The sequence below is a fragment of the Salipiger bermudensis genome (assembly GCF_020171625.1).
Taxonomy (GTDB): Bacteria; Pseudomonadota; Alphaproteobacteria; order Rhodobacterales; family Rhodobacteraceae; genus Salipiger; species Salipiger bermudensis_B.
This window is the reverse complement of record NZ_JAIUZY010000003.1, coordinates 446,940-470,556: the sequence shown is the minus strand read 5'-3', so window position 1 is coordinate 470,556 and position 23,617 is coordinate 446,940. Positions and strand designations below refer to the sequence as shown.

Here is a 23,617-nt window from a genome sequence, read left to right as displayed (position 1 = left end):
ATCAGACCTGTCCCCGTCGCAATTCCAGGGCGACCCGGGATATCCTCAGGCCGCCTTCTCGAGTTCGAAGGCATCATGCAGTGCCTGAACCGCGAGTTCCATGTATTTCCGGTCGATTAGGACAGAAATCTTGATCTCGGAAGTTGTAATGACGCGAATGTTGATGCCCTCATCAGAGAGCACCTTGAACATCTTCGCCGCCACGCCGGTGTGCGAGCGCATTCCGATGCCCACGACCGAGATCTTGCAGACGTCGGTATCGGCCACGAGGTGGTGGAAATTGATGTCGCCGGCCTCCTGCGACTTCTTCAGCGCCTCTTCCGCGCGCGCCACCTGGTTGGTGGGGCAGGAGAAGGTCATGTCGGTGCGGCCATCTTCCGAGATGTTCTGCACGATCATGTCGACGTTCACGCCCGCCTCGGAGAGCGGGGTGAAGATTGCGGCGGCGATGCCCGGACGGTCGGCGACCGAGATCAGGGTCATCTTGGCTTCGTCGCGGGAATGGGCGACCCCGGAGACAACGTTCAGTTCCATGATTTCCTCCTCGTCGCAGACCAGCGTGCCGGCCTCGTCCGATTGTTCCTCGAAGCTCGAGAGCACCCGCAGCTTCACTTTGTAGCGCATCGCCAGCTCGACCGAGCGGGTCTGCAGGACCTTGGCGCCGAGCGAGGCCAGTTCGAGCATCTCCTCGAAGGCGATGCGGTCGAGCTTGCGGGCCTTGTCGCAGATCCGCGGGTCGGTGGTGTAGACCCCGTCGACATCGGTGTAGATGTCGCAGCGCTCGGCCTCGAAGGCGGCGGCAAAGGCAACGGCGGTGGTGTCCGAGCCGCCGCGTCCTAGCGTGGTGATGCGGCCCTCGGGCGAGATGCCCTGGAAGCCCGCCACGACGGCCACCCTCATGCCCTCGCCGAACTTGCGGGTGATGTTGTCGGTGGGGATGTCGACGATGCGCGCGGCGCTGTGGGCGCTGGTCGTCATCAGCGGCACCTGCCAGCCCTGCCAGCTGCGCGCCGGCACGTCCATCTCCTGCAGGGTCAGGGCCATCAGGCCGGCGGTGACGTTCTCGCCGGAGCTGACCACGGCGTCGTATTCGCGCGCGTCGAACAGCGGCGAGGTTTCCTCGACATAGCCCACGAGCTTGTTGGTCTCGCCGGACATGGCCGAGACGATCACGATCACGTCGTATCCCTTGGCCACCTCGACGCCGACGCGTTTGGCAGCGCGCCGGATCCGATCGAGCGTTGCCACGGACGTGCCGCCGAATTTCATCACGAGAACGGGCATGGGAGTTTCCCCGGATGGCCTTGAATCAGGCGCGGTTTACGCGGGAGCAGCGTGTCGCGCAAGAGGCTCAAGCGCTTGGCGTTGGGGTGCCCGGGCACCGCGCCCGTCGCTCATGGCGCGCGATAGTCCACCGCGCGCAGCCCGCCGTCGTTGACGTGGGTTTCCTTGCCCGGCACCACGTCGGTGTTCTGCGCCGTCACCGCGCGCCAGCCCTCGGGCCCGCGTTGCAGCACGAAGACGAGGATGGTCTGGCGCGCTCCGGCGGTGCCGCCATCCGGCTTGCGTTGCCCGCTCAGGGTGAAGCGACAGCGCACCACCGCGTGGTCGGGGCCGAGCAGACGCGTCTCGGTGCGACCGGGGCGCAGCTCGGTGTCGGCGAAGAAGCTCTTGAGCGCGTAGTCGTGGGGCTTGGCGATGGCGTCGCGCCCAGTCCACCACAGGCCGGTGACGTTGACGAAATCGGCATCCTCGGTGAACAGCGCCGCAATCTGCGCGCCTTCGCGACTGGCCCAGGCGCGGGCGAAGGCGGCGGGAAAGCCCTCCGGCTCAGTAGGGATGGGCGCGGCCATCCCAGGTCTCGAAGCAGCCGGTGGTGTAGAGGCTCAGCGCCTCGAGGCGGTCGGCCAGGCCGCTGGCCGCGTCCCCGGGAGTGAGATCGGCCGTGGTGCCGCCCATGTCGATCTGCACCCAGCCCGGATGGTAAATGCCGACGGCGATGCCTTCGGGCTTTAGGTCGGCGGCAAGGTTGCGCCCGAGGTTCAGCGCCGCGGCCTTCGAGGCGCGGTAGATGTAGCTGCCGCCCGGCGCACGGGTGTGCGAAGCCATCTGCGACGAGATGATCATGATGCGCGGCGTGGCGCTCCGGCGCAGATGCGGCAGCAGCGCCTGCACGGTCAGGAACACGCCGGTGACGTTGGCGGCGAAACTCTCGGCCCACATCGCGGCGGGATAGCCGCCCTCGAGCGGCTGGCCCTTGTCGAGATAGACCCCCGCATTGCAGACCAGCGCGCCGAGCGCGGTCTCGTCGAGACGTCTCGCCAGCGCGTCGACCGAGGCCGGATCGGTCACGTCGAGGCGCTCGAACCCCTCGCTGTTGCGGGCGGTGCCGATGACCTCGCCCCCGCGCGCGGTGAGTTCGGAGGCGAGCGCCGCGCCGATGCCGCGGTTGGCGCCGGTGATCAGGGTGCGCATCAGTTCGATTTCCGTGTCGGCAGGAAGGGCAGGGGGGCGACGGGGACGCCCTCTTCGATCAGCTTCTTCGCCTCGTCGCCGCGGGTCTCGCCCCAGATAGAGCGCGCCGGGGCCTCGCCGGAATGCATGGCGCGGGCCTCGCGGGCGAAATCGCGACCGACGTAATCCGAGGTTGCCTCGATCTTCTTGCGAAGCTCTTTCAGAGCCTGCTCGGCCGGGCTGGCCGGGGCCGAGAGCGGCGTGTCGGGCGCGGCCTTGGGCTTCTCGCCGCCGCTATTGACGCGCGGCGCCATGAGCTCCTTCTCGACCTCGGTCGAGCCGCAGACGGCACAGGTCACCATATTGGCGGCGTGCAACTTGTCGAAGGCGCTCGCGGACTGGAACCAGCTGTCGAAGCGATGGTCCTGCGCGCATCTGAGGGAGTACTGGATCATTCGATTATTCCGGGATTACCGTGAAATACCTAGTCGTTCGGGCTGGAAAATCAAGCCGCACTAACGGCCGAGCGCGGCGGGGTCGAAGCGCTCCAGAAGCTTTGCGAGCTCCTTTTCCTTGACCATCGAGGCGGCTTTGCTCCGGCTCACCCAGCGCCGCTTGCGCTCCCCGCGCTCGGGAAAGCGCTTCTCGAGCTTGCGCACCTTCACCGGAAAGACCAGCGCGAAATGCGGCTGCGGGTTGGCGCGCTTGCGATAGGCGAAGCCGCCGATGCAATTGTCGGTGGCCTTGCCCTTCACGCCGGCCTCTTCCCACGCCTCGCGGGCGGCGGTCTCTTCCGGCTTGCGCCCGCTCATCGGCCAACCCTTGGGGATCGTCCAGCGGTGCCCGCTATGGCTGGTGATCATCAGGATCTCGACCTTGCCGCCGTTGAGCCGGTAGCACAGGGCCGCGTATTGCAGGCGGCGGATCTTCTTGATGCGGGGGGTCTTCAGGACCTTGCGGACGGAGGCGTTGGGCATGGTGTCGCTTTTCTCGAGTCAAAGCGACCATGCATCCGCTACTCGGGCGGGTCCAGCCGTTGCGTGATCGCCGCGACCAGTTGGGCCATGTCGGTTTCGGGGCGGAGCGTTTCCTGTGCAGCCCGCCCGAACGCCTCGTGCTGCTCGCGGGCGGCGAGCCGGGTCAGCGCGTCGGCCAGCGTTGCCGCGTCGCGCACCTCGACTGCGGCGCCGGCGGCTTCGAGCCGGGCGAAGGGGGCTGCGTGGTTGGCCACGTCGGGCCCGTGCAGCAGGGCCGCGGCATAGGCGGCGGGCTCGAAGGGCGTGTGGCCGCCGCGATCGGTCAGCGTGCCCCCGATGAACAACCGCCCCGCCAGCGGGTAAAGCAGCCCCATCTCTCCCAGCGTGTCGGCAAGGTAGACCTCCGCCGCCTCGGGCGCCTCGCCCCTGCTGCGGCGCGCGCAGCTCAGCCCGGCCTCGAGAACCAGCCGCTCGACCGCATCGCCACGCCGCGGGTGGCGCGGCGCGAGGATCAGCCGCAGCGCGGGCTCACGCTCGCGCGCCAGTCCATGCGCCGCCAGCACGATCTCTTCCTCGCCCTCGTGGGTCGAGGCGGCGAGCCAAGTGTGTGCCCGGTCGAACCCGGCGCTCAGCGTGGCGTCGCGGCGCGGATCGGGGGCGTAGAACTCCTTGAGGTTCAGCACCGGCCCGGCGGCGGCGCGCGGCAGCCCGGCGGCGAGGTAGCGCTCGAGCGAGCCGGCATCCTGCGCCGAGACATAGCTCAGCCGGCGCAGCACGCCCGGCAGCAGCCCGCCGAACAGGCGCCAGCCCTTCGCGGTTCCCTCGCTCAGCCGCCCGCCGATCACGAAGACCGGGCCGGGGCAGGTCCGGACGCGGTTGGGCCAGAGCTCGGATTCCAGCGTGACATGCGCGCGCACGTCCCAGTCGCGGTGCATCCAGCGGGCCACCGGCGCGAGATCGAGCGGCGCCAGCCGCGCGGGCAGGCCCCAGCTTTCGGCCAGCGCCACGCCGCCCTCGGAGTTGCAGGTCACCAGCAGCGGCAGGTCGGGCCGGGCCGCTTCAAGCGCGACGATCAGCGGCTTGGCAGAGGCCAGCTCGCCATTCGAGGCGGCGTGCAGCCAGAGATGCGGTCCGGGCCGGGCGGGGCTGCGCGCAAGCCGCTGGCGCAGCGCAGGCCAGTTGCGCCGCAGCGCGAGGCGCGCCAGCACGAGCGTGGCAAAGATCGAGACGATCAGGCGATAGAGCAGCATGGCACCCCTTTCCGGCGCCCGGCGACGCCCGCGCGGGGCTTAGGACGGGCGGCGCCGCGAGGCAAGCGGCTGAGGCGTTCGCCGGCGCTCAGGCCTCGAGCTCGGCGTCCCAGTAGAGAAAGTCGATCCAGCTGTCATGCAGGTGGTTGGGCGGGAACTTACGCCCGACATTCATCAGCTCTGAGGCACCGGGCTGGCGCGGGATCTTGCGCAGCGACATGTTCGCCTTGCGCAGCGATTTCGAGCCTTTGCGGAGGTTGCAGGGCGCGCAGGCAGCGACGACGTTCTCCCAGCTGGTGACGCCGCCGGCGGCGCGCGGCACCACGTGGTCGAAGGTCAACTCGCCCTTCGAGCCGCAATATTGGCAGCAGAATTCGTCCCTCAGAAAAAGATTAAAGCGCGTGAAGGCCACGCGCTTTCTGGGTTTTACGTAATCTTTCAGCACCACGACGCTCGGGATCCTGAGCGTCATCGAGGGGCTTCGGACCTCCTCGTCGTACTCGGCGATGATGTCCACCCTGTCGAGGAAGGCCGCCTTGACCGCTTCCTGCCACGGCCAGAGCGATAACGGATAATAGGAGAGGGGCCTGTAATCCGCGTTGAGCACCAGCGCCGGATGCTGTTTCAGCGCCGATGGTTCCCTGACGAAGTGCGTTCTGAAGTTGCCGTCCATGGAGTGACTCATTCCCTGCCCTGACTGCCCGTTCGAAGCACCAGAGCGGGACAGCCCGCCCCAGTCTTAAACCACTATATCTCGCGTTCGGCCACTGGCAAGCCTCGCAATATGCAGTGTCGGGCTCTTGGCTACCCTGTTTACGTAAAGCTCATATGACAGGCAGATGCCGGTGGTGGTGGGGGCGCAGCAGAGGTCGCCTGCGATTTAAGGTGAGGTGTGCGCTTGGGCGAGGCGCTCGGGCCTCGCCAGTCAGGACCCGTGCCGCCTAGCGTGCGAGAAGCAGGGCGGGTCGCGGCGAACCGCGCCCCTGTGACGCTTGTGGCCCTGTTGGAGAGACCCGGCTCGCCGGGCGACCCGGTGCACCGGCGTGGTGCGGACCGGTCGGCCCACGCTTCGGCGCAGCTCAGCCCTCGCCGCGCAATGCCTTGCGGAACGCCGCAATGGTCATCTCGATCAGCTGTTTGTGGATCGCCGCCCGGGAGCCGCCCTTGCCATCCGTGCAGATCGGATCCTCGATGCCCTCCTCAAGCGCAATCTCGGCGGCGTTCGGTTTGCACTCGGGGAACATCGAGGCGTGGCTGGCCGCTTCGATGACATCGTACTCCGCCCGAGGCATCGCCCGAGCGATCCCTGAGGCGCGGACGGTCTCGGGGATTTCGGAGGGGGCGCCGAGATTCACGATCGACACCGGTACGGTGATCTCGGCCAGCGACGCCATGTCGAAGATATCGGCCGGGGCCGGATCGATGGCCATGGCGAACGTCACCCGCGGATCGCGGTTGTCACGCCCGGCGAGCGTTTTGTCCATCGCGTGAAGATCGACCCCGCTCTGGCTGACCCAGCTGCAAAGCGAGACATTGCGCGCGCCGGTGTCGCAGTAGCTGGCAAACAGCTCTGGATCGAGCCGCGCTCCGATCAAGGAGAGCGCGCTGTTGCCGCCCATCGACAGCCCCAGAACGCCGACCCGATCCTGCGCGATATGCGGCTGGAAGGTCGGATCGGCCTCGATCGCGTCGAGCGCCGCTGACAGGTCCGAGGGCCGCAGCCAGAGCTTCATGGTCTGCTCCGCCGAGCGATCCGGGCCGGTGTTGCCGGGATGCGTCGGGGCGACGACGATGAAGCCGTCCTGTGCCAGCGGTGCCGCGATCCAGCTCATCGCCTCGGCCCGTCCCGCCAAGCCTGCGCCATGGGACAGCAGGACGACGGGGAATGTGCCGTCACGGATCGGTGCGCCTTGTTGCGCAGGGCTGCCTTCGAAGAAAATGTTTTGGCCGAGGGATACGGACTCGCCGCCGGTCGTGGCAGGATACCAGACCGCCAGATCCAGAGCGGCCTCGCGTTCCTCCGACCGGGCCGTAAGACGTTCGACGCCGGAGACGTCGCTGGCCGCGTGGATCTGGCCTTTTGACGCGATGAAAACCATCGCGGCGCAGGCAGCCAATCTTGTCAGTGAAGTCATGCTCGGGCTCCGGCGCGTTGCCGCATAAGTTGTCTTGGCACAACCGATAGTGCATGGAACGCCGCCCGCCAAGTCCGGCGTTCGTCCCCCTTGAAGAAGCGCGCGCGACGGCCCCGCAGGCGGCCGCTGTGCCGGACCTCCGTTGCGCCAACGCAGCGGCTTGGAAGGGCGGGGCCATCGGGGCGTCTCGTCCGCCGACCCTGCCGGACGTGCAAACGCGCATTGGCGCCGGATCAGTGCTAGGCCACGCGCTTTTCGCGGCGCGACGGGCTGTGGCCGCGGCCTCAGCCCGGCAGGGCGGCCTCTTCGGGATAGGTGGCCTGGCATTGCGCCACATCCGCTTCGGCGGATTTGCGCAGCGAGGGTATGGCCCGGGCCAGCTGGGCCTCGCGCGTCTGCAGCGCCTCCGCGTTGACCGGAATGCGCCGGGTCACCGGCTGGGTGTCGGTGGTCCAGCAGGGGTAGATCCCGTTGCCGCTGCGGCACCAGCGCTGACGCTCGAACCGCCGGAACTCGGTCTTGAAGGTGTAGCCCCGGGCAAGGTCCTGGGCGATCCTCTTGCGCTCGGCCACGGCAGAGCGCCACGGCCCGGCGGCATCGCGAATGCAGGCCTCGCGCGGGGTGGCGCAGGCGGAGAGGGCAAGCAGCCCGATCAAGGGTCCGATCAAGCGGATGGGGGAAGTGAGTCTCATGCCGTCACCATATACCGGAAGGCGAGGGCGTCGATTGTCAAAGAACACAAGGCGGCGATTTTGATCCGCGCACCCGACCGGGACAGCGGGTATCCGAAGCCGTCCGCAGCCCCCGCGGTCGGCGAAGTTGCGCGCAAGTCGGCGGCACCGCGACGGAGGCGCCGGCTGCCTGCGTTTCATCCTCGACGGAACCGGGCGCGGCGGGATAGCAATGAGACGAGGGCCGGACCGATCCTCTGCCGGAGCACTCAGGCCGGCCCCCGATCACCCAAGAACCGCCGCGCCGGGCGGCGGTCCCTGCGGCCCGGCCACGCCGCGCGTGTCACCGAGGGCAGGCCCCTCGCACAAGGAGAAAGACGATGAAGTACTTCGCCCTCATGGCGCTTGCCGCGCTGCCGCTTTCGGCCTGCATCGCAGACGAAACGCCGGGTGCAGCCGATCCCACGGACACATGCGGCAGGACGGGCTACAGCAGCCTCGTCGGCAGCAACATCGCCGCCGTGAGCCTGCCCGCGGACAAGACGATCCGGGTGCTCGAGGAAGGCCAGCCCGCGACGATGGATTATCTCGAGCAACGCCTCAACATCGAGACCGACGAGGACGGCATCATCCTGCGGCTTTACTGCGGCTGAGCGGCCTCTTAGGCGGTGGATTGGGGCGGATGAAAATTCGCTCGATTCCGGCTAGGGGCGGCGGAACCAAACGCTGTCATGGAGGGTTGTCTGGTCAATAACGGGGCCGTGAGCGCCCCGCGGAACCAAAGACCAAAGTGAAGGATATCCGAGATGAAGACCGGACCCGTTATCGCCATTGCCGCCGTTGCCGTCGCCGTTATCGCAATCGGCGCATACATGATCGATTTCGACGTCACCGACGAGGGCTCGATGCCGGAAGTGTCGGTCGAGGGCGGCGAGCTGCCCGAGGTTGATGCCGAGGTCGGCACGATCGAGACCGGCACCACCACCGAGACCGTGGAAGTCCCGGATGTGGACGTTGATGTCGACACCGAGGAAAAGCAGATCGAGTTGCCGACTGTTGAAGTGAACCCGCCGTCGGACAACGACTGATCCCGCATCCCACGGATGTAAGGCACACCGAGGCCCCCTTCGCCCACCGGCGCAGGGGGCCTTTTGCTGTCCGGCGCGGCGTGGACGCTGCCCTAGGCGTGGAACTTGGCCTAAAGGTCCGTTTACCAGTCCTGAGCGATCCTGCGGACAGGAGGCCAAAACGATGCGCCCGGTTGACGAGCGACACCACCTGCGCCCCGACATATCGAAGAGGGCATCGCGGGCCGGCGCGTTGCGCCATCAGCTACTTGAACGCGGCGCACCGCGGCGCAGCAACGCCTAGGAGGCGAAGGTCACAGCCAAGCGGCGTCGGACGTTTCAGATGGAAAGACTGCCGCCCGAGATCCTTGAAGATGCGCGCTTCTGGTCCGTGAGCACGTCGCAAGCACTGCGGGTGGTCGCCCTTGCGGGCGACCGCGGCACCGACGACAGCGCTGCGGATGACTTCGACGTCATCGAGAGGTGGGGCGCGTCCTAGCGCTTCTTCCGCTTCACGTTGCCGCCGCGCTGGCCTGGGCGGCCCGCAGTCGAGCGACCCGCCGCCTTGGTGGCCTCCTCCGATGCGCGGTCGACTGCCTGCTGACGTGCCAGCGGATCGTCGGCCACCGCGAGATCGACCGCCTCTAGCCGCTTGACCTCGTCGCGCAGCCGTGCGGCCTCCTCGAACTCGAGGTTCTCGGCTGCCTTACGCATGTCGGCCCGCAGCCCGTTGAGCACGGTCTCGAGATTGGCGCCCTGACGCTTGGGGTCCACGGTCGCGGTGACGCGGTTCATGTCGACATCGCCCTGGTAGAGGCCGGCGAGAATGTCGTCGACATTCTTCTTCACCGTCTCGGGCGTGATGCCGTGCTCCTCGTTATAGGCGATCTGCTTCTGACGGCGGCGGTCGGTCTCGGCCAGCGCGCGCTCCATCGAGCCGGTGATGCGGTCGGCATACATGATGACCCGGCCATCGGCGTTCCGCGCCGCGCGGCCGATGGTCTGGATCAGCGAGGTCTCGGAGCGCAGGAAGCCCTCCTTGTCGGCGTCGAGGATCGCAACCAGCCCGCATTCCGGGATGTCGAGCCCCTCGCGCAGCAGGTTGATGCCGATCAGCACGTCGAACGCCCCGAGCCGCAGGTCGCGCAGGATCTCGATGCGTTCGATCGTGTCGATGTCCGAGTGCATGTAGCGCACCTTGATGCCCTGCTCGTGCAGGTACTCGGTCAGGTCCTCGGCCATGCGCTTGGTCAGCACGGTGCACAGCGTCCGGTAGCCGTCCTGCGTCACCTTGCGGATCTCGTCGAGCAGATCGTCGACCTGCATCTCCACCGGGCGGATCTCGACCTGCGGGTCGAGCAGGCCGGTGGGGCGGATCACCTGCTCGGTGAAGACACCGCCGGATTCCTCGAGCTCCCACGCCGAGGGCGTCGCCGAGACAAAGATCGACTGCGGGCGCATGGCGTCCCATTCCTCGAACTTGAGCGGGCGGTTGTCCATGCACGACGGCAGCCGGAAACCGTGCTCGGCGAGGGTGAACTTGCGCCGGTAGTCGCCGCGATACATGCCGCCGATCTGCGGCACCGACACGTGGCTCTCGTCGGCGAAGACGATGGCGTTGTCGGGGATGAATTCGAACAGCGTGGGGGGCGGCTCGCCCGGCGCGCGGCCGGTGAGGTAGCGCGAGTAGTTCTCGATGCCGTTGCACACGCCGGTGGCCTCGAGCATCTCGATATCGAAATTGGTTCGCTGCTCAAGGCGCTGGGCCTCGAGCAGCTTGCCCTCGCCCACCAGCTGGTCGAGCCGCTGGCGCAGCTCCTTCTTGATCTGGATGATCGCCTGATTCATCGTGGGCTTCGGCGTCACGTAGTGCGAGTTGGCGTAGACGCGAATGCGATCGAAGCTGCCGGTCTTCTGCCCGGTGAGCGGGTCGAACTCGGTGATCGCCTCAAGCTCCTCGCCGAAAAACGACAGCCGCCAGGCCCGGTCCTCGAGGTGGGCGGGCCAGAGCTCGAGACTGTCGCCGCGCACCCGGAACGAGCCGCGCTGGAAGGCCTGATCGTTGCGGCGGTACTGCTGCGCCACCAGATCGGCCATCACCTTGCGCATCTCGTATTCGGAGCCTGCGTGCAGATCCTGCGTCATGGCGCCGTAGGTCTCGACCGAACCGATGCCGTAGATGCACGACACCGAGGCCACGATGATCACGTCGTCCCGCTCGAGCAGGGCGCGGGTGGCCGAGTGGCGCATCCGGTCGATCTGCTCGTTGATCTGGCTTTCCTTCTCGATATACGTGTCCGAGCGCGGCACGTAGGCCTCGGGCTGGTAGTAGTCGTAGAACGATACGAAATACTCGACAGAGTTGTCCGGGAAGAACCCCTTGAACTCGCCATAGAGCTGCGCCGCCAGCGTCTTGTTGGGGGCGAGGATGATTGCCGGGCGCTGGGTCTCCTCGATCACCTTGGCCATGGTGAAGGTCTTGCCGGTGCCGGTGGCCCCGAGCAGCACCTGGTTGCGCTCGCCCTCGTTGATCCCCGTGGACAGCTCGACGATGGCCGTCGGCTGGTCGCCGGCGGCGTTGAACTCCGTCTGCATGACAAAACGCTTGCCGCCTTCGAGCTTCTCGCGCTGGCGCACGTCCGGGGCAGGGGCGTGCAGCATCGGCTGGGACTTGTCGGAATGGGCATAGGGCATCGGGCACGGCTCCTCGGGCGGACGGAGAAGAGAATTGATGCCGCGGGGCAGAGATTCAAGGGGGCAGGGGGCCGTGTCGCCAAAACGGACGGTGCGTTGGGGGCGAATGACTGGTGTGAAAGCTGGGCGATGGATCGAGAGGCTGGGTGCGGGCGGCGCGGACTCGGCGCGGGCTTGCGCTCGTTGCGAGGCTTGTTCTTCTCGAAGAGCCCCGCGTTTCTTATCCTGCCTGTCGAGTGTGTAGCTGGGCCGTCGCGCCCGAAGGTCCCACTACGGACCTTCCGTGGTCGCAGCGCGCTCCTGTTTGCGCCGGAGACGTTGCGTCTGCCGATGATTTGAGGACAAGGCGCGCTGATCCCTTGCTCTGAGCGGCCAAATTCCGGATAACGCGGGAGATCTTCAGGAGGGATTCCATGCGTGCACGGATCTACCAGCCGTCCCGGACCGCGATGTCGTCGGGGCAGGGCAAGACGAAACACTGGGTGCTCGAATTCGCCGCCAGCGCGCCGCGCGAGGTCGATCCGCTGATGGGCTGGACCTCGTCCTCCGACACCCAAAGCCAGGTGCGGCTGCGCTTCGACAGCAAAGAGGCTGCGCTCGACTATGCCAAGGAACACGGCATCGAGGCCACCGTCGTGGAGCCGAACAAGCGCAAGCCCAACGTGCGCGCCCGTGGCTATGCCGAGAACTTCGCAGTCGATCGCCGGGGCGCCTGGACGCACTGAGGCTATCCCGGTCGCGTCGGCGGCTCGGGAATGAGAAAGGCGCGGCACCGGAAGATGCCGCGCCTTGGGGATGGGTTGAATCAAGACGCGCTTACGATCCTGTCGGATCGGATGGCGCGCTTCTGGAATATCGCCTGACGAAGACAGGGCCGGGGCTTTTGATCAGGGGTGTCTCTCGGATCACCGATCGGACACCCCCGGACCGCGCCGGACCTTACCAGTCGATATAATCGAGGAAGTCCTGCAGGTTCGACACCCAGCGTTCCACCGTACGGTCGAATGCCGGCTCGCCCATGTCGATCACGCCCAGCACGGGGTGTTCGAGGAACGGGTCGCCTTCGCTGTCCATGTGGGCCTTGCCGATCACCCTGTCGTGGTTCCAGCTGTTCATCTCGGCCGGGGTAACGAACTCCGGGGTATTGAATCCTGCGCTGAACTGCAGATCCTGACAGTTGGTATTGTCGCGGCAGCCGTAGAAATTGATCGAGAAGCTGACGCCCGCCGCGCCCGACTTGATCATCGGATCGCCATAGCTGTCGGTGGTCAATTCCGCCCGATAGCCCAGCTCGCGCATACGCTCTGCGATGCTTTCCGGGTCCGACGCGTTCAGCGTCGCCGCGGAAGAGGGGGCCGCAAAGGCACAGGTCGCCACCACGGCAAGGGCAGCACCGGCCTTGATCGACCAGCGGGTCATCGGGCGCAAAGACATCATCGCAATCTCCTATTCTATCCCGCGCCGCCTAGCGCAGAACAGCCAGAGCGGCCACCCGTGTTTTGCCCTCCAAGCAGCGTTTCGCCTAAAAAATTTGCCAGGGTTTGTCTTCATATCCATCATGTTACAGGCCACGCCGTACGCAGCGCCCCTCCGGTGGCGCATCCCGAGGCGCGGGTCTTGGGGGGCTGCGGGCGCCTCGGGCGATGCGGCAGCGAGAGGGTGCCACCCGTCGTGTTCACCGATACGACGCCGCGAGACGAGCTCACACGTATCGAACAACCCTTCGCACCGAGGGAGACAGCCCGCTTAGGGAGTCCTCGGGTCTTGCGGTCGATCCGGTCGCATCTTGCGCCCTTGACCTTCTGGCTGTCAGGTTCAGGAGTCTGGCACGGCATCGAAATCCTCCGACTTGGCCCGGACCTTGTCCGGATCTAGAGGGGGTGGGGCACCCCCGGTCAGGGCATTGCCCCGGCACACACTGGCTCGCCATCGGGCGTCGCTTTCATCACCTGGAGGGGGCATGGAATTTCTTTTCGACGGCGATCCGGCCGCGCCGACGACGCTGCTTCTGGCGCATGGCGCCGGGGCGGCGATGGACACGCCGTGGATGTCCACCGTGGCGGACAAGCTCGCCGCGCGGGGTCTTCGGGTGGCAAGGTTCGAGTTCGCCTACATGGCCGGGCGCCGCAGTGGCGGGGCGAAGCGCCCGCCGCCCAAGGTGGCGCTGCTGGCCGAGGAGTACCGCGCGGCGATTGCGGCGTTGCCTGTCAATGGCCGGCTGATCATCGGCGGCAAGAGCATGGGTGGACGGGTCGCCAGCCTGATTGCCGACGACCTGCACGCGCAGCAGCGCCTCGCGGGGCTGCTCTGCCTTGGCTACCCGTTTCATCCGACCGGCAAGCCCGAGACGCTGCGGACCGAGCATCTTGCCACGCTGCGCACGCCGACCCTGATCTTTCAGGGCATGCGCGACCCGTTCGGAACGCGGGGCGAGGTGGTTGGCTACGCGCTGTCGCAGGCCATCGCCCTGCACTGGCTGGACGACGGCGATCACGACCTCAAGCCGCGCAAGCGCCAGACCGGGCTGACGCTCGACGATCACCTCTCCAGCACCGCCGCTGCCATCGCGCGCTGGGCCTCCGCGCTGGAGTGAGCGCAGGGGGCGTGGTGGGCGAGGGAGCTGTCGCGCGAAGCGGTCATGCCCCCCGGAGGCAGGCAGAGGCGTGAGGCGGTCGGGCGGCGGTCACTCACGCGCCCTCGCCAATCGCGCCGGCGAGCCTGACGCGACCGGGGCCTACCCGGCCTTGTGCCAGCGGCGGCGGCCGATCCGACAGCGGCGGCTAGCCTCCCGCCGCGAGCGCCGCGCGCATGTCGAAGAGGGTGGCACGCAGCGGCATCTCATCGGCGCGCACCAGCCCCTCCTTCGCACGTTGCGTGTCGACGATGGTGAACATCACGACGAACAGGAAGCCCGAGAACACGAAGATCCGCCATGTCAGCCGGCGTCCCAGCAAGCCGGCGCGGTTGCCAAGCAGGAACAGCCCCATCATCCCCGAGGCCAGCAGAACGATGTGAGTGACCTCGGACATCGGGCTGGTGGCCATCTGTAGCCGGAAGAGATGCGCGTCGATGGCCTCGTTCACGGCACCGGCGACGAAGGCCTGTATCGGGGGCGCCACCTCCGGGTCTGTGGTCGCCTCGAGGGTCAGCGGCCAGAGCCGGGCCTGCGCGGCGAGCGAGCGTTCGAGGAAGGCCTGCGCCGCCTCCTGCGAGTCCAGCGCGCCGTTGCCGGGCAGAAGCCGGGTCTCGGTATAGTCGAGCAGGGCCTGTTGCAGCGGCAGGCGTCCGGCCTCGGGCAGGTAGTCGGCGCGCAGGAAAGCGGTGCCGAGCGCTGCCGCCTCCTTCACCGTGGCCGCCTTGCGCGCCTGCGCGAGGCTCAGGGCATCGCCAAAGCTGAACGCCAGCAGCAGGCCGAGCAGGGCGAGGATGGCGGCAAGGGTCGTCTCGCCGACCACGTGGTCGATCTCCTCCCCGGCGCGAAGTAACATCCTGCGGCGCGTCCGCCCGCCCCAGTAGCCGAGCACGGCCATCGCGGGCAGACAGATCAGCAGGATGAGGGCGATCGCGGTGAGCGACAGCGCGGGCAATTCCAACTGCGTATAGAGCGACGCGGCGGTGGTGGCGTCCATGGTTGCATCCGGCTGATGAAGACATTCCGGAGGCCGATGCTACACCGAACCTCCCGTAAGGCCACAAGCTTTGCGACATCGAGGCGATTATTCGGTCGCAGCCGCACTCTCCGCGCGAGCGCGCCGGCGTGTCGGGTGCAAAGCGTATGCGCCGGGGCTTTTCGCCATCGGGCCATGCCGGGCGCCGGGGCGCGAGAGCTTCGTTGAAGGGACAGGCCGGGGGCGTGAAAAGGGCGGTAAGAGAGGGTCACCGATCTCGGGCACGCAGGTGCGGCGAGGGGCGGCGGCGCGCTGCGTCCCAGCAGCCGCGCCGCTTGCCGCGATTGTTCCGCTCAGAGCATCCACTCCACCGGCAGCCAGCTGATGACCCGCACGAGCATCATTTTGACCCACCCGGTTTCCGGCTCCTCGGTCAGCACCCTGCGGTCCCCATCCTCGGCGGTCTCGATCCAGACCAGATCGCCGCTCTCATCGCGCTCCACCTGATAATACCGTGCCGGGTCGTCGAGGGTCGCGGCCAGACCAGCGGCCATCTCGGGGCTCGGGATGAGCAGGCCCATCTCGGTGTTGAGCCGGGCCGAGCGCGGATCGAAGTTGAACGAGCCCACGAAGATCCGCTCGCCGTCGACGGTGAAGGTTTTCGCGTGCAGGCTCGAGGCCGATCCGACGATCATCTCCGACAGCGGAGTCTCTTTCGGACGCTCGGCCGAGGGGCGCAGTTCGAGCATCGTGACGCCGCCATCGATCAGCGCCTCGCGATAGGTCATGTAGGCGCTGTGCACAGGGGCCACGTCGGTGGCGGCCAGCGCATTGGTCAGCACCCGGGTTTCGACCCCGGCCTCGGCAAAGCCGGTGAGCAGCTCGGTGCCGGTATCGCCGGGGATGAAATAGGCCGAGACGAGATCGAACGCGCGTTGCGGGTCGGCGATCTCGAGGATGCGCGTCAGCAGAAGCTGGTCCTCGCTTGCCTCGCCCAGACCCTTTGCCGGGTCGTCGCTGAAGAAGTCGACCTCGCCCCAGTGCAGTTCGAGCGTGCCGTCCTTGACCTTCTGCACCAGCGGCGTGGCGGCGATGGCGCTGTCGTATTGCGCGGCCTCGGCGCTGGTTCTGGCGGTTTCGGCATGGGCCATCAGGCTGTCGAGCCCCGCGGGCGCCTCGGGCAGGATCAGCTCGGCAGGGTAGGCCGACCGGCTGGCCCAGTAGGCATCGAAATTCTCCGAAACCTCGCCGACCACCGGCCCGGCCGCCAGCACGTCGGCGTCGAAGTAGTGCACGCCGGTGCCGTAGTCGAAATAGATGTCGCCGATATTGCGGCCCCCGAGCACCGTGGCGGCGCCGTCGACGATCATCGCCTTGTTGTGCATCCGCCGGTTCAGGCGCGGGAAGTCGAACAAGTAGGACAGCAGTTTCGGGTCGCGCAGGGTGAACGGGTTGAACAGACGCACCTCGACATTCGGCATCGCGTTGAGCGCGGCGAGTTCGGCATCGAGTCCCGGGATCCCGTTGTCGTCGAGCAGCAGCCGCACCCGGACGCCGCGCTCCGCCGCCTTGCGCATCTCGTCGAGCAGGATCCATCCCGTCGTGTCGGTCTGCCAGATGTAATACTGCATATCGATGCTCTGCTCAGCGTTGCGGGCCAGCAGGATGCGCGCGGCATAGGCCTCGCGCCCGTCCGCCAGCGGCCAGATGCCGCTTTTGCCGGGATGCGCGTCGGTGGCGGTCAGCAGCGCGCTGCCAAGCGCGGTCTGCGCGGAGGCGGGCAGATGGGTGCTGTTGCTGCGGCCTTCGAGATCCGGCAACGGGTTGAGCAGTCGAAGCACGCCGATCGCGATCGCGAGGAGGATCACGAGGGCAAGAAGGAACCTCAGGAAACGCATGATGCACCCCGGCAATTGAGCTTTTCCCGAGACGCTAGAACCGGGGCAGCAGGCGGTCAACGCTTTCGCGTTTGTCGGCTCGGCTGCGTATCTCGTTGAAACTGCGCGCTGCCGCCGCTGCGTTCCGGCGATCCTGTCTTTCAGGGCGCAATTCGCGGTGCGGGCCTATCGCATTGGGCTGCCGCATTCGCCCGGTTGCGGTGGGCTCGTCGTGCCGCGCGTCGTAATCACCCGCGAGAAAGAGCGTGGATGCGCGCGGACGGGCACTGTGACGTTGGTGCGCCACGCGGGAACTATTCAACCGAAGGGTGAAATTTCGATAGGAACCGAACGCCTTTCATTCAACACTCAGGGCATTGAAGACTGAACCGCGCCCCATTCAGGAGGAACTCAGATGAAGAATTCGGTTCTTTGGATCATCTTTGGCGTATTGCTTATCATCGGCGGCTTTCTCGCGCTTATGAACCCGTTCGTGGCCACCGTCGCCGCCGAGCAGATGGCGGCCTGGATCTTCCTCATTGCCGGGGTTTTGCAGGTCTTTGCCGCGATCAGGTCCGGCGGCTGGGGCGCGCGCCTCTTCGGGCTGTTGCTTGGGGTCGCCTATATCGTGCTGGGCCTCGGCCTGCTGTTCCACCCGCTCGCGGGCATCGTCACGCTGACCGTGATGGCGGCGATCATGTTCCTCGTGAACGGCGTGCTGAAGATTGTCTTCGCCTTCAGCCTGCGCGGCTCGGGCTTTTTCTGGCTGTCGCTGCTGTCGGGCGTGATCTCGGTGGTGCTGGCGGTGATGGTGTTCGGCAACTTCCTCGCCGCCTCGGTCTCGCTTCTGGGCATCCTGCTGGCCGTCGAACTGATCTCGAGCGGCATGACCATGCTGTCCTACGGGTTCTACATCCGCAAACACCCCGAGGCCGAGTTGGCCTGACCCGGCCAGCGGGCGCTCCGCATAGGCTGCGGCGCGCCTTCGCGCTTTCCGGGCGGGCGGCTTCCCGCATACGCTCGGGCAGGGCGTCCCGATAGGCTCAAGAGGAGGGCGGAGCCAGTGAAGAGAATGTTGCTAGCCGTGCTGCTGGCAGGACCCACCCTTGCCAGTGCGGGGGGCGAAACCCTGCAGGCGGTCAATCGGGCCGAAGACTGGGTTTTGACGAAGGCGACCTGCGCCGAGGCGCGTGGGCTGTTTACGGTCGATCCGGTCGAGGCCGCCGACATGCCGGAAGATGACGTCATCGCGATGCAGTTCATCTTCGTTTACCTGCACGGCTATGCGGCGGCCAAGGGCATGAGCTACGGCACGGTGCTCGCGGAGTTCGGCGCCTTCTGTCAGGCCAACCCCGACAGCTTCTGGCTCACCGAGCGCTAGGGCGCGGCGCGGCGGGCACGCTCGCCCGCCGCGCCGGGGGCGATCACTCGGGCCGTTCGTTCAGCCGCAGCACCGTCACACCGGCCGCGTTGGTCAGGCTCAGCAGGCTGCCGTTGCGCACGTAGCCCGTGGCGGCCCCCACCGCGTCGATCATCGACTGCTCAAGCGCCATGCGCGGCTCGGGGCACATCATGCGGGTGCCGGCGAACGCCTCCGGGAAGGAGATCGTGCCGGCGCCGATCTCGGCGGAGCCGGTGAAGCGATTGCAGCCGCCGTACATGGCAAAGCTGCCGTCCGCGTCGAAGGCAAGCGTCGGCGCGTCCTCGACCACGAGAAGCCGGCCACCGATCTCGGAGACCTGCCACGGGATGCCTGCGATGCTTGGCATGTCCCCCTCCATCGCGACGGGTGCGATCTGCTCCAGAACGATCTCGGGGCGCTCGGGCGCGTTGCGGGTCAGCGCCGGGAAGGCGGTGGTGGTGCGCAGCACCGTCTTGCCGTCCATCGCGACGCTGGCCGCGACCGCGTAGCTCATGCGCGCGTCCACATCGTCGGTGTCGTAGGGCAGGCGGATCTCGACCGGCAGACTGTCGATCCGGTAGCTGCGCGCAGACAGCGTGGTCGCCGCGGCATCGGCGCGCGAGACGTCGAGCAGCTCGACCTGCATCATCGCGGCAGGCGGCAGGCGCGCATCGTCGGCGAGCCTTACCACGACGCCGAGCTCGGCCGGCTCGGCAAGGGCCGGCGCGGCGGCGCAGGCTGCGAGGACGGTGGCCGCAAGGGCGCGGCGCAGGGTCTGGATTGGTGGCATCTTCAGTCTCCCTCTCTTCCGGACAGTGTCGAGATGGGGATGCGCGTTTCCGGTGTCGCCGGGCGCAGACCCATGACCTTGCGTGATGCGGTCGTCTTTCGGCGCGACCTTCCGGTCGCGAGACTTTGACATCTAGGGTGAGTCTATGGCGTCACGCTCCCGTAAAACGGTATCCTCGGACCGTGCACCTGTCCACTGAGTTCTCGGGGCGCTATCAGCCACCGTGAGCCCGACCCGCGCACGTACGAGTGTAGCGGCTCCCTCGCGGCCATGAAATTGGGCTAAAGGCAACAGGCGCTGCCGGAGGTTCGCCGCGCCGCCACCAGGTCCGGCGGAGACTGGCAATACGAAGGATCCATCATCTACCAGCGCCTGCGCTTATTGCTGGTCCAAAACTTGCCACCTGCGACCTGCGCTGCCCGGCGGCGGACCTTCTGGCCGGCTCCTGCGAGCGAGGAATAGCCCGCTGACAGCGACATCCGTTTCGGCGCGGCCCGGTCCCGGCCAGCCGGCAACAGGGGCGGCAGAGCCGGGGCGCCCGGGGGCAGCGCTGCTCGGTCACGCCCTCCTGCAGACCAGAAAGCCTGTGGGGTCGAAGATCCGGGTGGAGAGGCCGGATAACTCTTGACGAAAGCTATGTCGCGGCGGAATGATCAACCTGAAATTGTTTCAGTCCGGTAGGCCAAATGGCGCATCCGACCTCGGCACCGGTCGCATCGGGAGATTTTCGTCTTGGTCAAACTCGCCCTATCCGCCGCCGCCTATCTGATCGCCAATGCCGTCGGGCTGCTGCTCGCCGCCGCACTGCTCGCCGGGTTTCAGATCGATCCGCTTTCGTTCATCATCGTCGTGGTGGCCTTCTCGGTCATTCAGGCGGTGCTCGGGCCGATGATCACCAAGATCTCGCTCAAGCGGCTGCCGCAGCTGATGGGGGGCGTGGCGCTCGTGACGGTCTCCATCGGGCTGCTGATCACCGACCTGCTGCTGGCCGGCATGTCGATCGGTGGCGTGGCGAACTGGCTGGCGGCGACGCTGCTGGTCTGGCTCGGCAGTCTGATCGCTACCCTGCTGATCCCGGTTTACGTGTTCAAGCAGCTGGCCGACGACTCCAACCGCAAGAAGACCGCCTGAGACAAGGTCTGGCACGGGAGCGAGAGCCTTGGCGGAGCGCAGTCTCGGGCGGACCCTCTGGACCCTTGCGCTCGCGCTTCTGAACGCCACACTGATCCTGCTGGCGCTGTGCCTGTGGCTGGGCTGGGCCCTGTTCTCCAGCGTTGCGCAGGTCACCGGGGACGTGGCCGAGATCACCGGCTCTGTCCGCCCTCTGAGTACCGAGATCCGCGATCTGACCGGCCAGATCGGCGAGACCCGCAGCACCCTCGCGGCCCTGCGCGCTGGCGGTGCGGACCTGCAGGTCTGCTCGGCGCTTGAGGCGCAGCTGGCCCGCGCCGAGGCCCGGGTTGCCGAGCTGACCGAAACGCTGCAGGGCTTCGAGGGCGAACTCTATCCGGCCATCGAGCAGGCGGCGGGCACCGCCTTCGGCACATTCGGCACCACGTTCGCGGCGACCCTGCTCGACGCGGTGGGGCGTGATCCCGAACCCGCGCCGCCGACCCGGTAGGGCGGGCAGGCCCGATCCGAGGCTGTCCTCGGCGGGCGGATGCGACTGGCAGGCGCGCCGCCCGCGAGGACCCCTCCGTCTCGCCCAGAAGCGCGAATGACGCGGCGAAGAGGCCCACCATTGGGCCCCGAAATCGGCCCCACCCCGGACGGGCCTGCCGGAGCGGGTCAGGACGCGCTGCCAACGCCCGGGCACACATCGCGCGGCAGATCGCCCAGCCTGCGCCCACCGCCGGGCCTGGTGCCTGTCCTTGCCCCATTGCAGCCGCCGCGCGGGTTTCCTAGGGTCGCGCCAACCCTGTGCCAAGGCGGATGCGCATGACAGAGACCACCTATCGCGGCGGCCCGATCTTCGACGGGCAGCGCCTGCTGCACGGCCACGCGCTTTGCATCAAAGCCGGTCGCGTGACCGTGCTCGCCCCCGAGGCGGCGGTTGCCGCATCAGGCGAGGTCATCGATCTCGACGGCGATCTGCTCGCGCCGGGCTATGTCGATCTGCAGGTCAACGGCGGTGGCGGGGTGATGGTCAATGACGGCCCCACGCCGGCGGATCTGGCGACCGTGGCGCAGGCGCACCGCCGGCTCGGCAGCACCACGATCCTGCCCACCCTGATCACCGACACGCCCGCGCGCAGCCGCGCGGCCATCGAGGCAGTGACGCAGGCCATCGCCGAAGGCGTGGCGGGCATTGGCGGGCTGCATCTCGAGGGGCCGCATCTGGCGCTCTCCCGCAAGGGCGCCCATGACGGCGCGCTGATCCGCCCGATGAGCGACGCCGACCTGACGATGCTTTGCGACGCGGCGCGCCGCCTGCCGGTGCTCAAGGTCACCATCGCGCCGGAAAACACCACACCCGAGCAGGTAGCGACACTGGCCGGCGCCGGCGCGCTGGTCTCCCTCGGCCATACCGATGCGGATTACGACACCTGCCTTGCCTATGCCCGCGCCGGGGCCCGCTGCGTCACCCATCTGTTCAACGCCATGCGCGGTCTCGACAAGCGCGAACCGGGCGTGGTGGGCGCGGCGCTGGCCTGCGAGGGGCTGTCCGCCGGGCTGATCGCCGATGGCGTGCACGTGCACCCGGCCGCCATGCGCATCGCCCTCGCGGCCAGACCGGAGGGGCTCTTCCTCGTCACCGATGCGATGGCCGTGGCCGGGACCGAGGCCCGCAGCTTCCGCCTCAACGGGCGCGAGATCACCCGCGCGGAGGGGCGGTTGGTGCTGCCGGACGGCACGCTGGCCGGGGCCGATCTCGACCTCACCCGCGCCATCAACCTGCTGGTCTCAGAGCTTGGCCTGCCGCTCGAGCGCGCCCTCGCCATGGCGACGTCGATCCCGGCGCGCCTCGCGAAACTGGGGCAGGGCGTGGGCAGCCTCGCCACCGGCGCCCCGGCCCACGCCATCCGCTTCCGCCAAGGCGACGGGGGCCTCGCCCTCATCGCCACCCTCTGACGACACCGCCCCATGCAACAAGGGCGCCGAGCGCCCCGTGCGCTCAACGCCCCTGTCTTCTTCTGGCCGGAAATATCCCGGGGGTCCGGGGGCAGCGCCCCCGGTCCTGCGCTCTCAAGCCCGAGCCGCGCCCGGGGGCTCAGACCATCCCTTCGGATTTCGCCCACTCGAGCGCCCGGTCGAGCGCCCGGCCGAAGCGGGCGAGGATCTCGGTCAGGTCGGCCTCGGTGACGATCAGCGGCGGGCAGAACGCCACGGTCTCATAGACATTGCGCACGATCAGGCCTTCCTCGGCGCAGAGCGCCACGACCTTGGCCGCCATCGAGCCCGCAGGTTCGAAGGCCTCGCGGGTGTCGCGGTTCTTGGCCAGCTCGACGCCCGCGATCAGGCCCACGCCGCGCACTTCGCCGACCAGCGGGTGATCGGCGAACTTGCGCAGACCCTCTTGGAACATCGGCTCGAGGCGCTCGGCATTGCCCATCAGATCCTTCTCTTCGATGATCTTCAGGTTCTCGAGGCCCACCGCGCAGGCGACCGGGTGGCCAGAGCCGGTGAAGCCGTGGCCGAACGTGCCGAGCTTCGCGGTGTTGTCGGCGATGGCGTCATAGACCTTGTCGTTCACCACGATGGCGGCGAGCGGCATATAGGACGAGGTCAGCTGCTTCGAGGTCACGAGGATATCGGGGGTGAAGCCGAAGCGCTCGCAGCCGAAGGGCTTGCCGGTGCGGCCGAAGCCGTTGATGACCTCGTCGGCCACCAGCAGGATGTCGTACTTGGCGCAGATCTCGGCAACGCCCGGCCAGTAGCCCTCGGGCGGCACCATGACGCCGCCGGCGCCCATCACCGGCTCGCCGATGAAGGCGCCGATGGTCTCGGGGCCCTCGGCAATGATCGTGTCCTCGAGCTCTTTCAGCAGGCGGGCGGTGAACTGCTCTTCGGTTTCGCCCTCTTCGGCGAATTTCCAGTAATGCGGCGTGGTCAGGTGGGTGACCGGGATCGCCGGAAGGTCGAAATCCTTCTGGTTCGCCGGCAGCCCGGTGAGCGAGCCCGACGCGATGGTGATGCCGTGATAGGCCTTGTTGCGCGACAGGAACTTCTTCTTCTCCGGGCGCCCGAGGCCGTTGTTGAGGAACCAGACCATCTTGACGACGGTGTCGTTGGCTTCCGAGCCGGAGTTGGTGAAGAACACCTTGTTGAGCCCTTCCGGGGTCATCTCGACGAGCTTCTCGGCGAGGCGGATCGACGGCTCGTGCGACTTGTGCGCGAAGGTGTGGTAGTAGGGCAGCTTCTTGAGCTGCTCGTAGGCCACGTCGGCCAGGCGGGTCTCGGAGAAGCCCACGGCGACCGACCAGAGGCCCGCCAGCGCCTCGTAATATTCCTTGCCCTCGGTGTCATAGACCTTGGCGCCGTCGCCATGGCTCATGATCATCGGTCCCTTTTCCTCGTGCAGGCGCATGTTGGTGTAGGGGTGCATCGTGTAAGCGATGTCGGCGGCGTGAAGCGAGTTCGGGCGCTGGTTCATGTCGATCTCCGTGTTGGCAGTGGCCCCCGCGGGGCCTGAGGGTTCGGTTGGGGGAGAAGGCCGCGGGAGACTCAGGTCCCCGTCGGCGCTCAGTTAAG

The 23,617-nt window shown here is 67.4% G+C and carries 25 protein-coding genes; 10 read left to right on the top strand and 15 right to left on the bottom strand.

The features are described from left to right. Positions 1 to 45: 45 nt before the first annotated feature. The 9 genes from LCM15_RS05785 to LCM15_RS05745 form a co-directional block, all read right to left on the bottom strand. Complete coding sequence (locus LCM15_RS05785; RefSeq protein ID WP_224854157.1) at positions 46 to 1,284, bottom strand: aspartate kinase; 1,239 nt, start codon at positions 1,282 to 1,284, stop codon at positions 46 to 48. Between the two features lie 110 nt (positions 1,285 to 1,394). Further along, positions 1,395 to 1,853, bottom strand: coding sequence for an SgcJ/EcaC family oxidoreductase (locus LCM15_RS05780; RefSeq protein ID WP_224854154.1), 459 nt, complete (start codon positions 1,851 to 1,853; stop codon positions 1,395 to 1,397). Continuing rightward, positions 1,831 to 2,475, bottom strand: coding sequence for an SDR family NAD(P)-dependent oxidoreductase (locus LCM15_RS05775; protein WP_224854151.1), 645 nt, complete (start codon positions 2,473 to 2,475; stop codon positions 1,831 to 1,833). The genes LCM15_RS05780 and LCM15_RS05775 overlap by 23 nt, the downstream gene beginning before the upstream one ends. Beyond that, positions 2,475 to 2,909, bottom strand: a complete 435-nt coding sequence (locus LCM15_RS05770) for a DUF1178 family protein (protein WP_224854149.1) — start codon at positions 2,907 to 2,909, stop codon at positions 2,475 to 2,477. Before LCM15_RS05770 ends, LCM15_RS05775 begins: the two co-directional genes overlap by 1 nt. 60 nt (positions 2,910 to 2,969) lie before the next feature. Further along, the gene (locus LCM15_RS05765) at positions 2,970 to 3,431 is read right to left on the bottom strand and encodes an NUDIX hydrolase (RefSeq protein WP_224854147.1); all 462 of its coding nucleotides are present in this window, start codon (positions 3,429 to 3,431) and stop codon (positions 2,970 to 2,972) included. Between the two features lie 38 nt (positions 3,432 to 3,469). Beyond that, a complete protein-coding gene (locus tag LCM15_RS05760; RefSeq protein WP_224854145.1) occupies positions 3,470 to 4,681 on the bottom strand; it encodes a 3-deoxy-D-manno-octulosonic acid transferase in 1,212 nt (403 codons plus the stop codon). A gap of 88 nt (positions 4,682 to 4,769) precedes the next feature. Continuing rightward, positions 4,770 to 5,354, bottom strand: coding sequence for an HNH endonuclease (locus tag LCM15_RS05755; RefSeq protein WP_007797485.1), 585 nt, complete (start codon positions 5,352 to 5,354; stop codon positions 4,770 to 4,772). A 406-nt stretch (positions 5,355 to 5,760) separates the two neighbouring features. After that, a complete protein-coding gene (locus LCM15_RS05750; RefSeq protein WP_224854142.1) occupies positions 5,761 to 6,888 on the bottom strand; it encodes an alpha/beta hydrolase family protein in 1,128 nt (375 codons plus the stop codon). Positions 6,889 to 7,100: 212 nt separating this feature from the next. After that, a complete protein-coding gene (locus LCM15_RS05745) occupies positions 7,101 to 7,508 on the bottom strand; it encodes an excinuclease ABC subunit B (protein ID WP_224854139.1) in 408 nt (135 codons plus the stop codon). 359 nt (positions 7,509 to 7,867) lie between these two features. Between LCM15_RS05745 and LCM15_RS05740 the strand changes: the two genes are divergently transcribed. From LCM15_RS05740 to LCM15_RS05730, 3 genes are all read left to right on the top strand, one after another. After that, positions 7,868 to 8,140, top strand: coding sequence for an I78 family peptidase inhibitor (locus LCM15_RS05740; RefSeq protein WP_224854136.1), 273 nt, complete (start codon positions 7,868 to 7,870; stop codon positions 8,138 to 8,140). Between the two features lie 153 nt (positions 8,141 to 8,293). Further along, positions 8,294 to 8,575 (top strand): hypothetical protein, encoded by a 282-nt coding sequence (locus LCM15_RS05735; RefSeq protein WP_224854134.1) that lies wholly within the window; start codon positions 8,294 to 8,296, stop codon positions 8,573 to 8,575. A gap of 322 nt (positions 8,576 to 8,897) precedes the next feature. Next, positions 8,898 to 9,053: a hypothetical protein gene (locus tag LCM15_RS05730; protein WP_224854132.1), complete on the top strand. Its 156-nt coding sequence runs from the start codon at positions 8,898 to 8,900 to the stop codon at positions 9,051 to 9,053. Here the strand turns inward: LCM15_RS05730 and uvrB are convergent. After that, positions 9,050 to 11,248: an excinuclease ABC subunit UvrB gene (uvrB, locus tag LCM15_RS05725; RefSeq protein ID WP_318246058.1), complete on the bottom strand. Its 2,199-nt coding sequence runs from the start codon at positions 11,246 to 11,248 to the stop codon at positions 9,050 to 9,052. The two genes, LCM15_RS05730 and uvrB, sit on opposite strands and share 4 nt — an antisense overlap. A gap of 413 nt (positions 11,249 to 11,661) precedes the next feature. On the opposite strand from uvrB, the gene LCM15_RS05720 reads away from it, so the two are divergent. Beyond that, positions 11,662 to 11,973 carry an ETC complex I subunit gene (locus LCM15_RS05720; protein ID WP_224854130.1) on the top strand — a complete coding sequence of 104 codons (312 nt, stop codon included), beginning with the start codon at positions 11,662 to 11,664 and terminating at the stop codon, positions 11,971 to 11,973. Positions 11,974 to 12,187: 214 nt separating this feature from the next. On the opposite strand, the gene LCM15_RS05715 is transcribed toward LCM15_RS05720, so the two are convergent. Beyond that, entirely contained in the window at positions 12,188 to 12,685 is a 498-nt protein-coding gene (locus LCM15_RS05715; RefSeq protein WP_224854127.1) for a YbjN domain-containing protein, read from the bottom strand. Between the two features lie 523 nt (positions 12,686 to 13,208). On the opposite strand from LCM15_RS05715, the gene LCM15_RS05710 reads away from it, so the two are divergent. Further along, on the top strand, positions 13,209 to 13,841 hold the full coding sequence (locus LCM15_RS05710) for an alpha/beta family hydrolase (RefSeq protein WP_224854124.1): 633 nt from the start codon (positions 13,209 to 13,211) through the stop codon (positions 13,839 to 13,841). Positions 13,842 to 14,028: 187 nt separating this feature from the next. On the opposite strand, the gene LCM15_RS05705 is transcribed toward LCM15_RS05710, so the two are convergent. Then, complete coding sequence (locus LCM15_RS05705) at positions 14,029 to 14,877, bottom strand: hypothetical protein (protein WP_224854121.1); 849 nt, start codon at positions 14,875 to 14,877, stop codon at positions 14,029 to 14,031. A 332-nt stretch (positions 14,878 to 15,209) separates the two neighbouring features. Next, the gene (locus LCM15_RS05700) at positions 15,210 to 16,754 is read right to left on the bottom strand and encodes a phospholipase D family protein (protein WP_224854120.1); all 1,545 of its coding nucleotides are present in this window, start codon (positions 16,752 to 16,754) and stop codon (positions 15,210 to 15,212) included. Positions 16,755 to 17,148: 394 nt separating this feature from the next. Here LCM15_RS05700 and LCM15_RS05695 point away from each other — a divergent pair, with 394 nt between their 5' ends. Together LCM15_RS05695 and LCM15_RS05690 are read left to right on the top strand one after the other, a co-directional pair. Further along, on the top strand, positions 17,149 to 17,679 hold the full coding sequence (locus tag LCM15_RS05695) for an HdeD family acid-resistance protein (RefSeq protein ID WP_224854117.1): 531 nt from the start codon (positions 17,149 to 17,151) through the stop codon (positions 17,677 to 17,679). A 126-nt stretch (positions 17,680 to 17,805) separates the two neighbouring features. Next, entirely contained in the window at positions 17,806 to 18,114 is a 309-nt protein-coding gene (locus LCM15_RS05690; RefSeq protein ID WP_224854115.1) for a hypothetical protein, read from the top strand. A 43-nt stretch (positions 18,115 to 18,157) separates the two neighbouring features. Here the strand turns inward: LCM15_RS05690 and LCM15_RS05685 are convergent, their stop codons facing one another. Continuing rightward, on the bottom strand, positions 18,158 to 18,925 hold the full coding sequence (locus LCM15_RS05685) for an META domain-containing protein (RefSeq protein ID WP_224854112.1): 768 nt from the start codon (positions 18,923 to 18,925) through the stop codon (positions 18,158 to 18,160). 732 nt (positions 18,926 to 19,657) lie between these two features. Between LCM15_RS05685 and LCM15_RS05680 the strand changes: the two genes are divergently transcribed. The 3 genes from LCM15_RS05680 to nagA all read left to right on the top strand — a co-directional run bounded on the left by LCM15_RS05680 (position 19,658) and on the right by nagA (position 21,997). Next, complete coding sequence (locus tag LCM15_RS05680; protein ID WP_224854109.1) at positions 19,658 to 20,056, top strand: phage holin family protein; 399 nt, start codon at positions 19,658 to 19,660, stop codon at positions 20,054 to 20,056. Between the two features lie 28 nt (positions 20,057 to 20,084). Beyond that, positions 20,085 to 20,546, top strand: coding sequence for a hypothetical protein (locus tag LCM15_RS05675; protein ID WP_224854107.1), 462 nt, complete (start codon positions 20,085 to 20,087; stop codon positions 20,544 to 20,546). 311 nt (positions 20,547 to 20,857) lie between these two features. Beyond that, entirely contained in the window at positions 20,858 to 21,997 is a 1,140-nt protein-coding gene (gene nagA, locus LCM15_RS05670; protein WP_224854104.1) for an N-acetylglucosamine-6-phosphate deacetylase, read from the top strand. Between the two features lie 139 nt (positions 21,998 to 22,136). Here nagA and LCM15_RS05665 read toward each other — a convergent pair whose 3' ends face one another. Then, positions 22,137 to 23,519, bottom strand: a complete 1,383-nt coding sequence (locus LCM15_RS05665) for an aspartate aminotransferase family protein (protein ID WP_224854102.1) — start codon at positions 23,517 to 23,519, stop codon at positions 22,137 to 22,139. Positions 23,520 to 23,617: the final 98 nt, after the last annotated feature.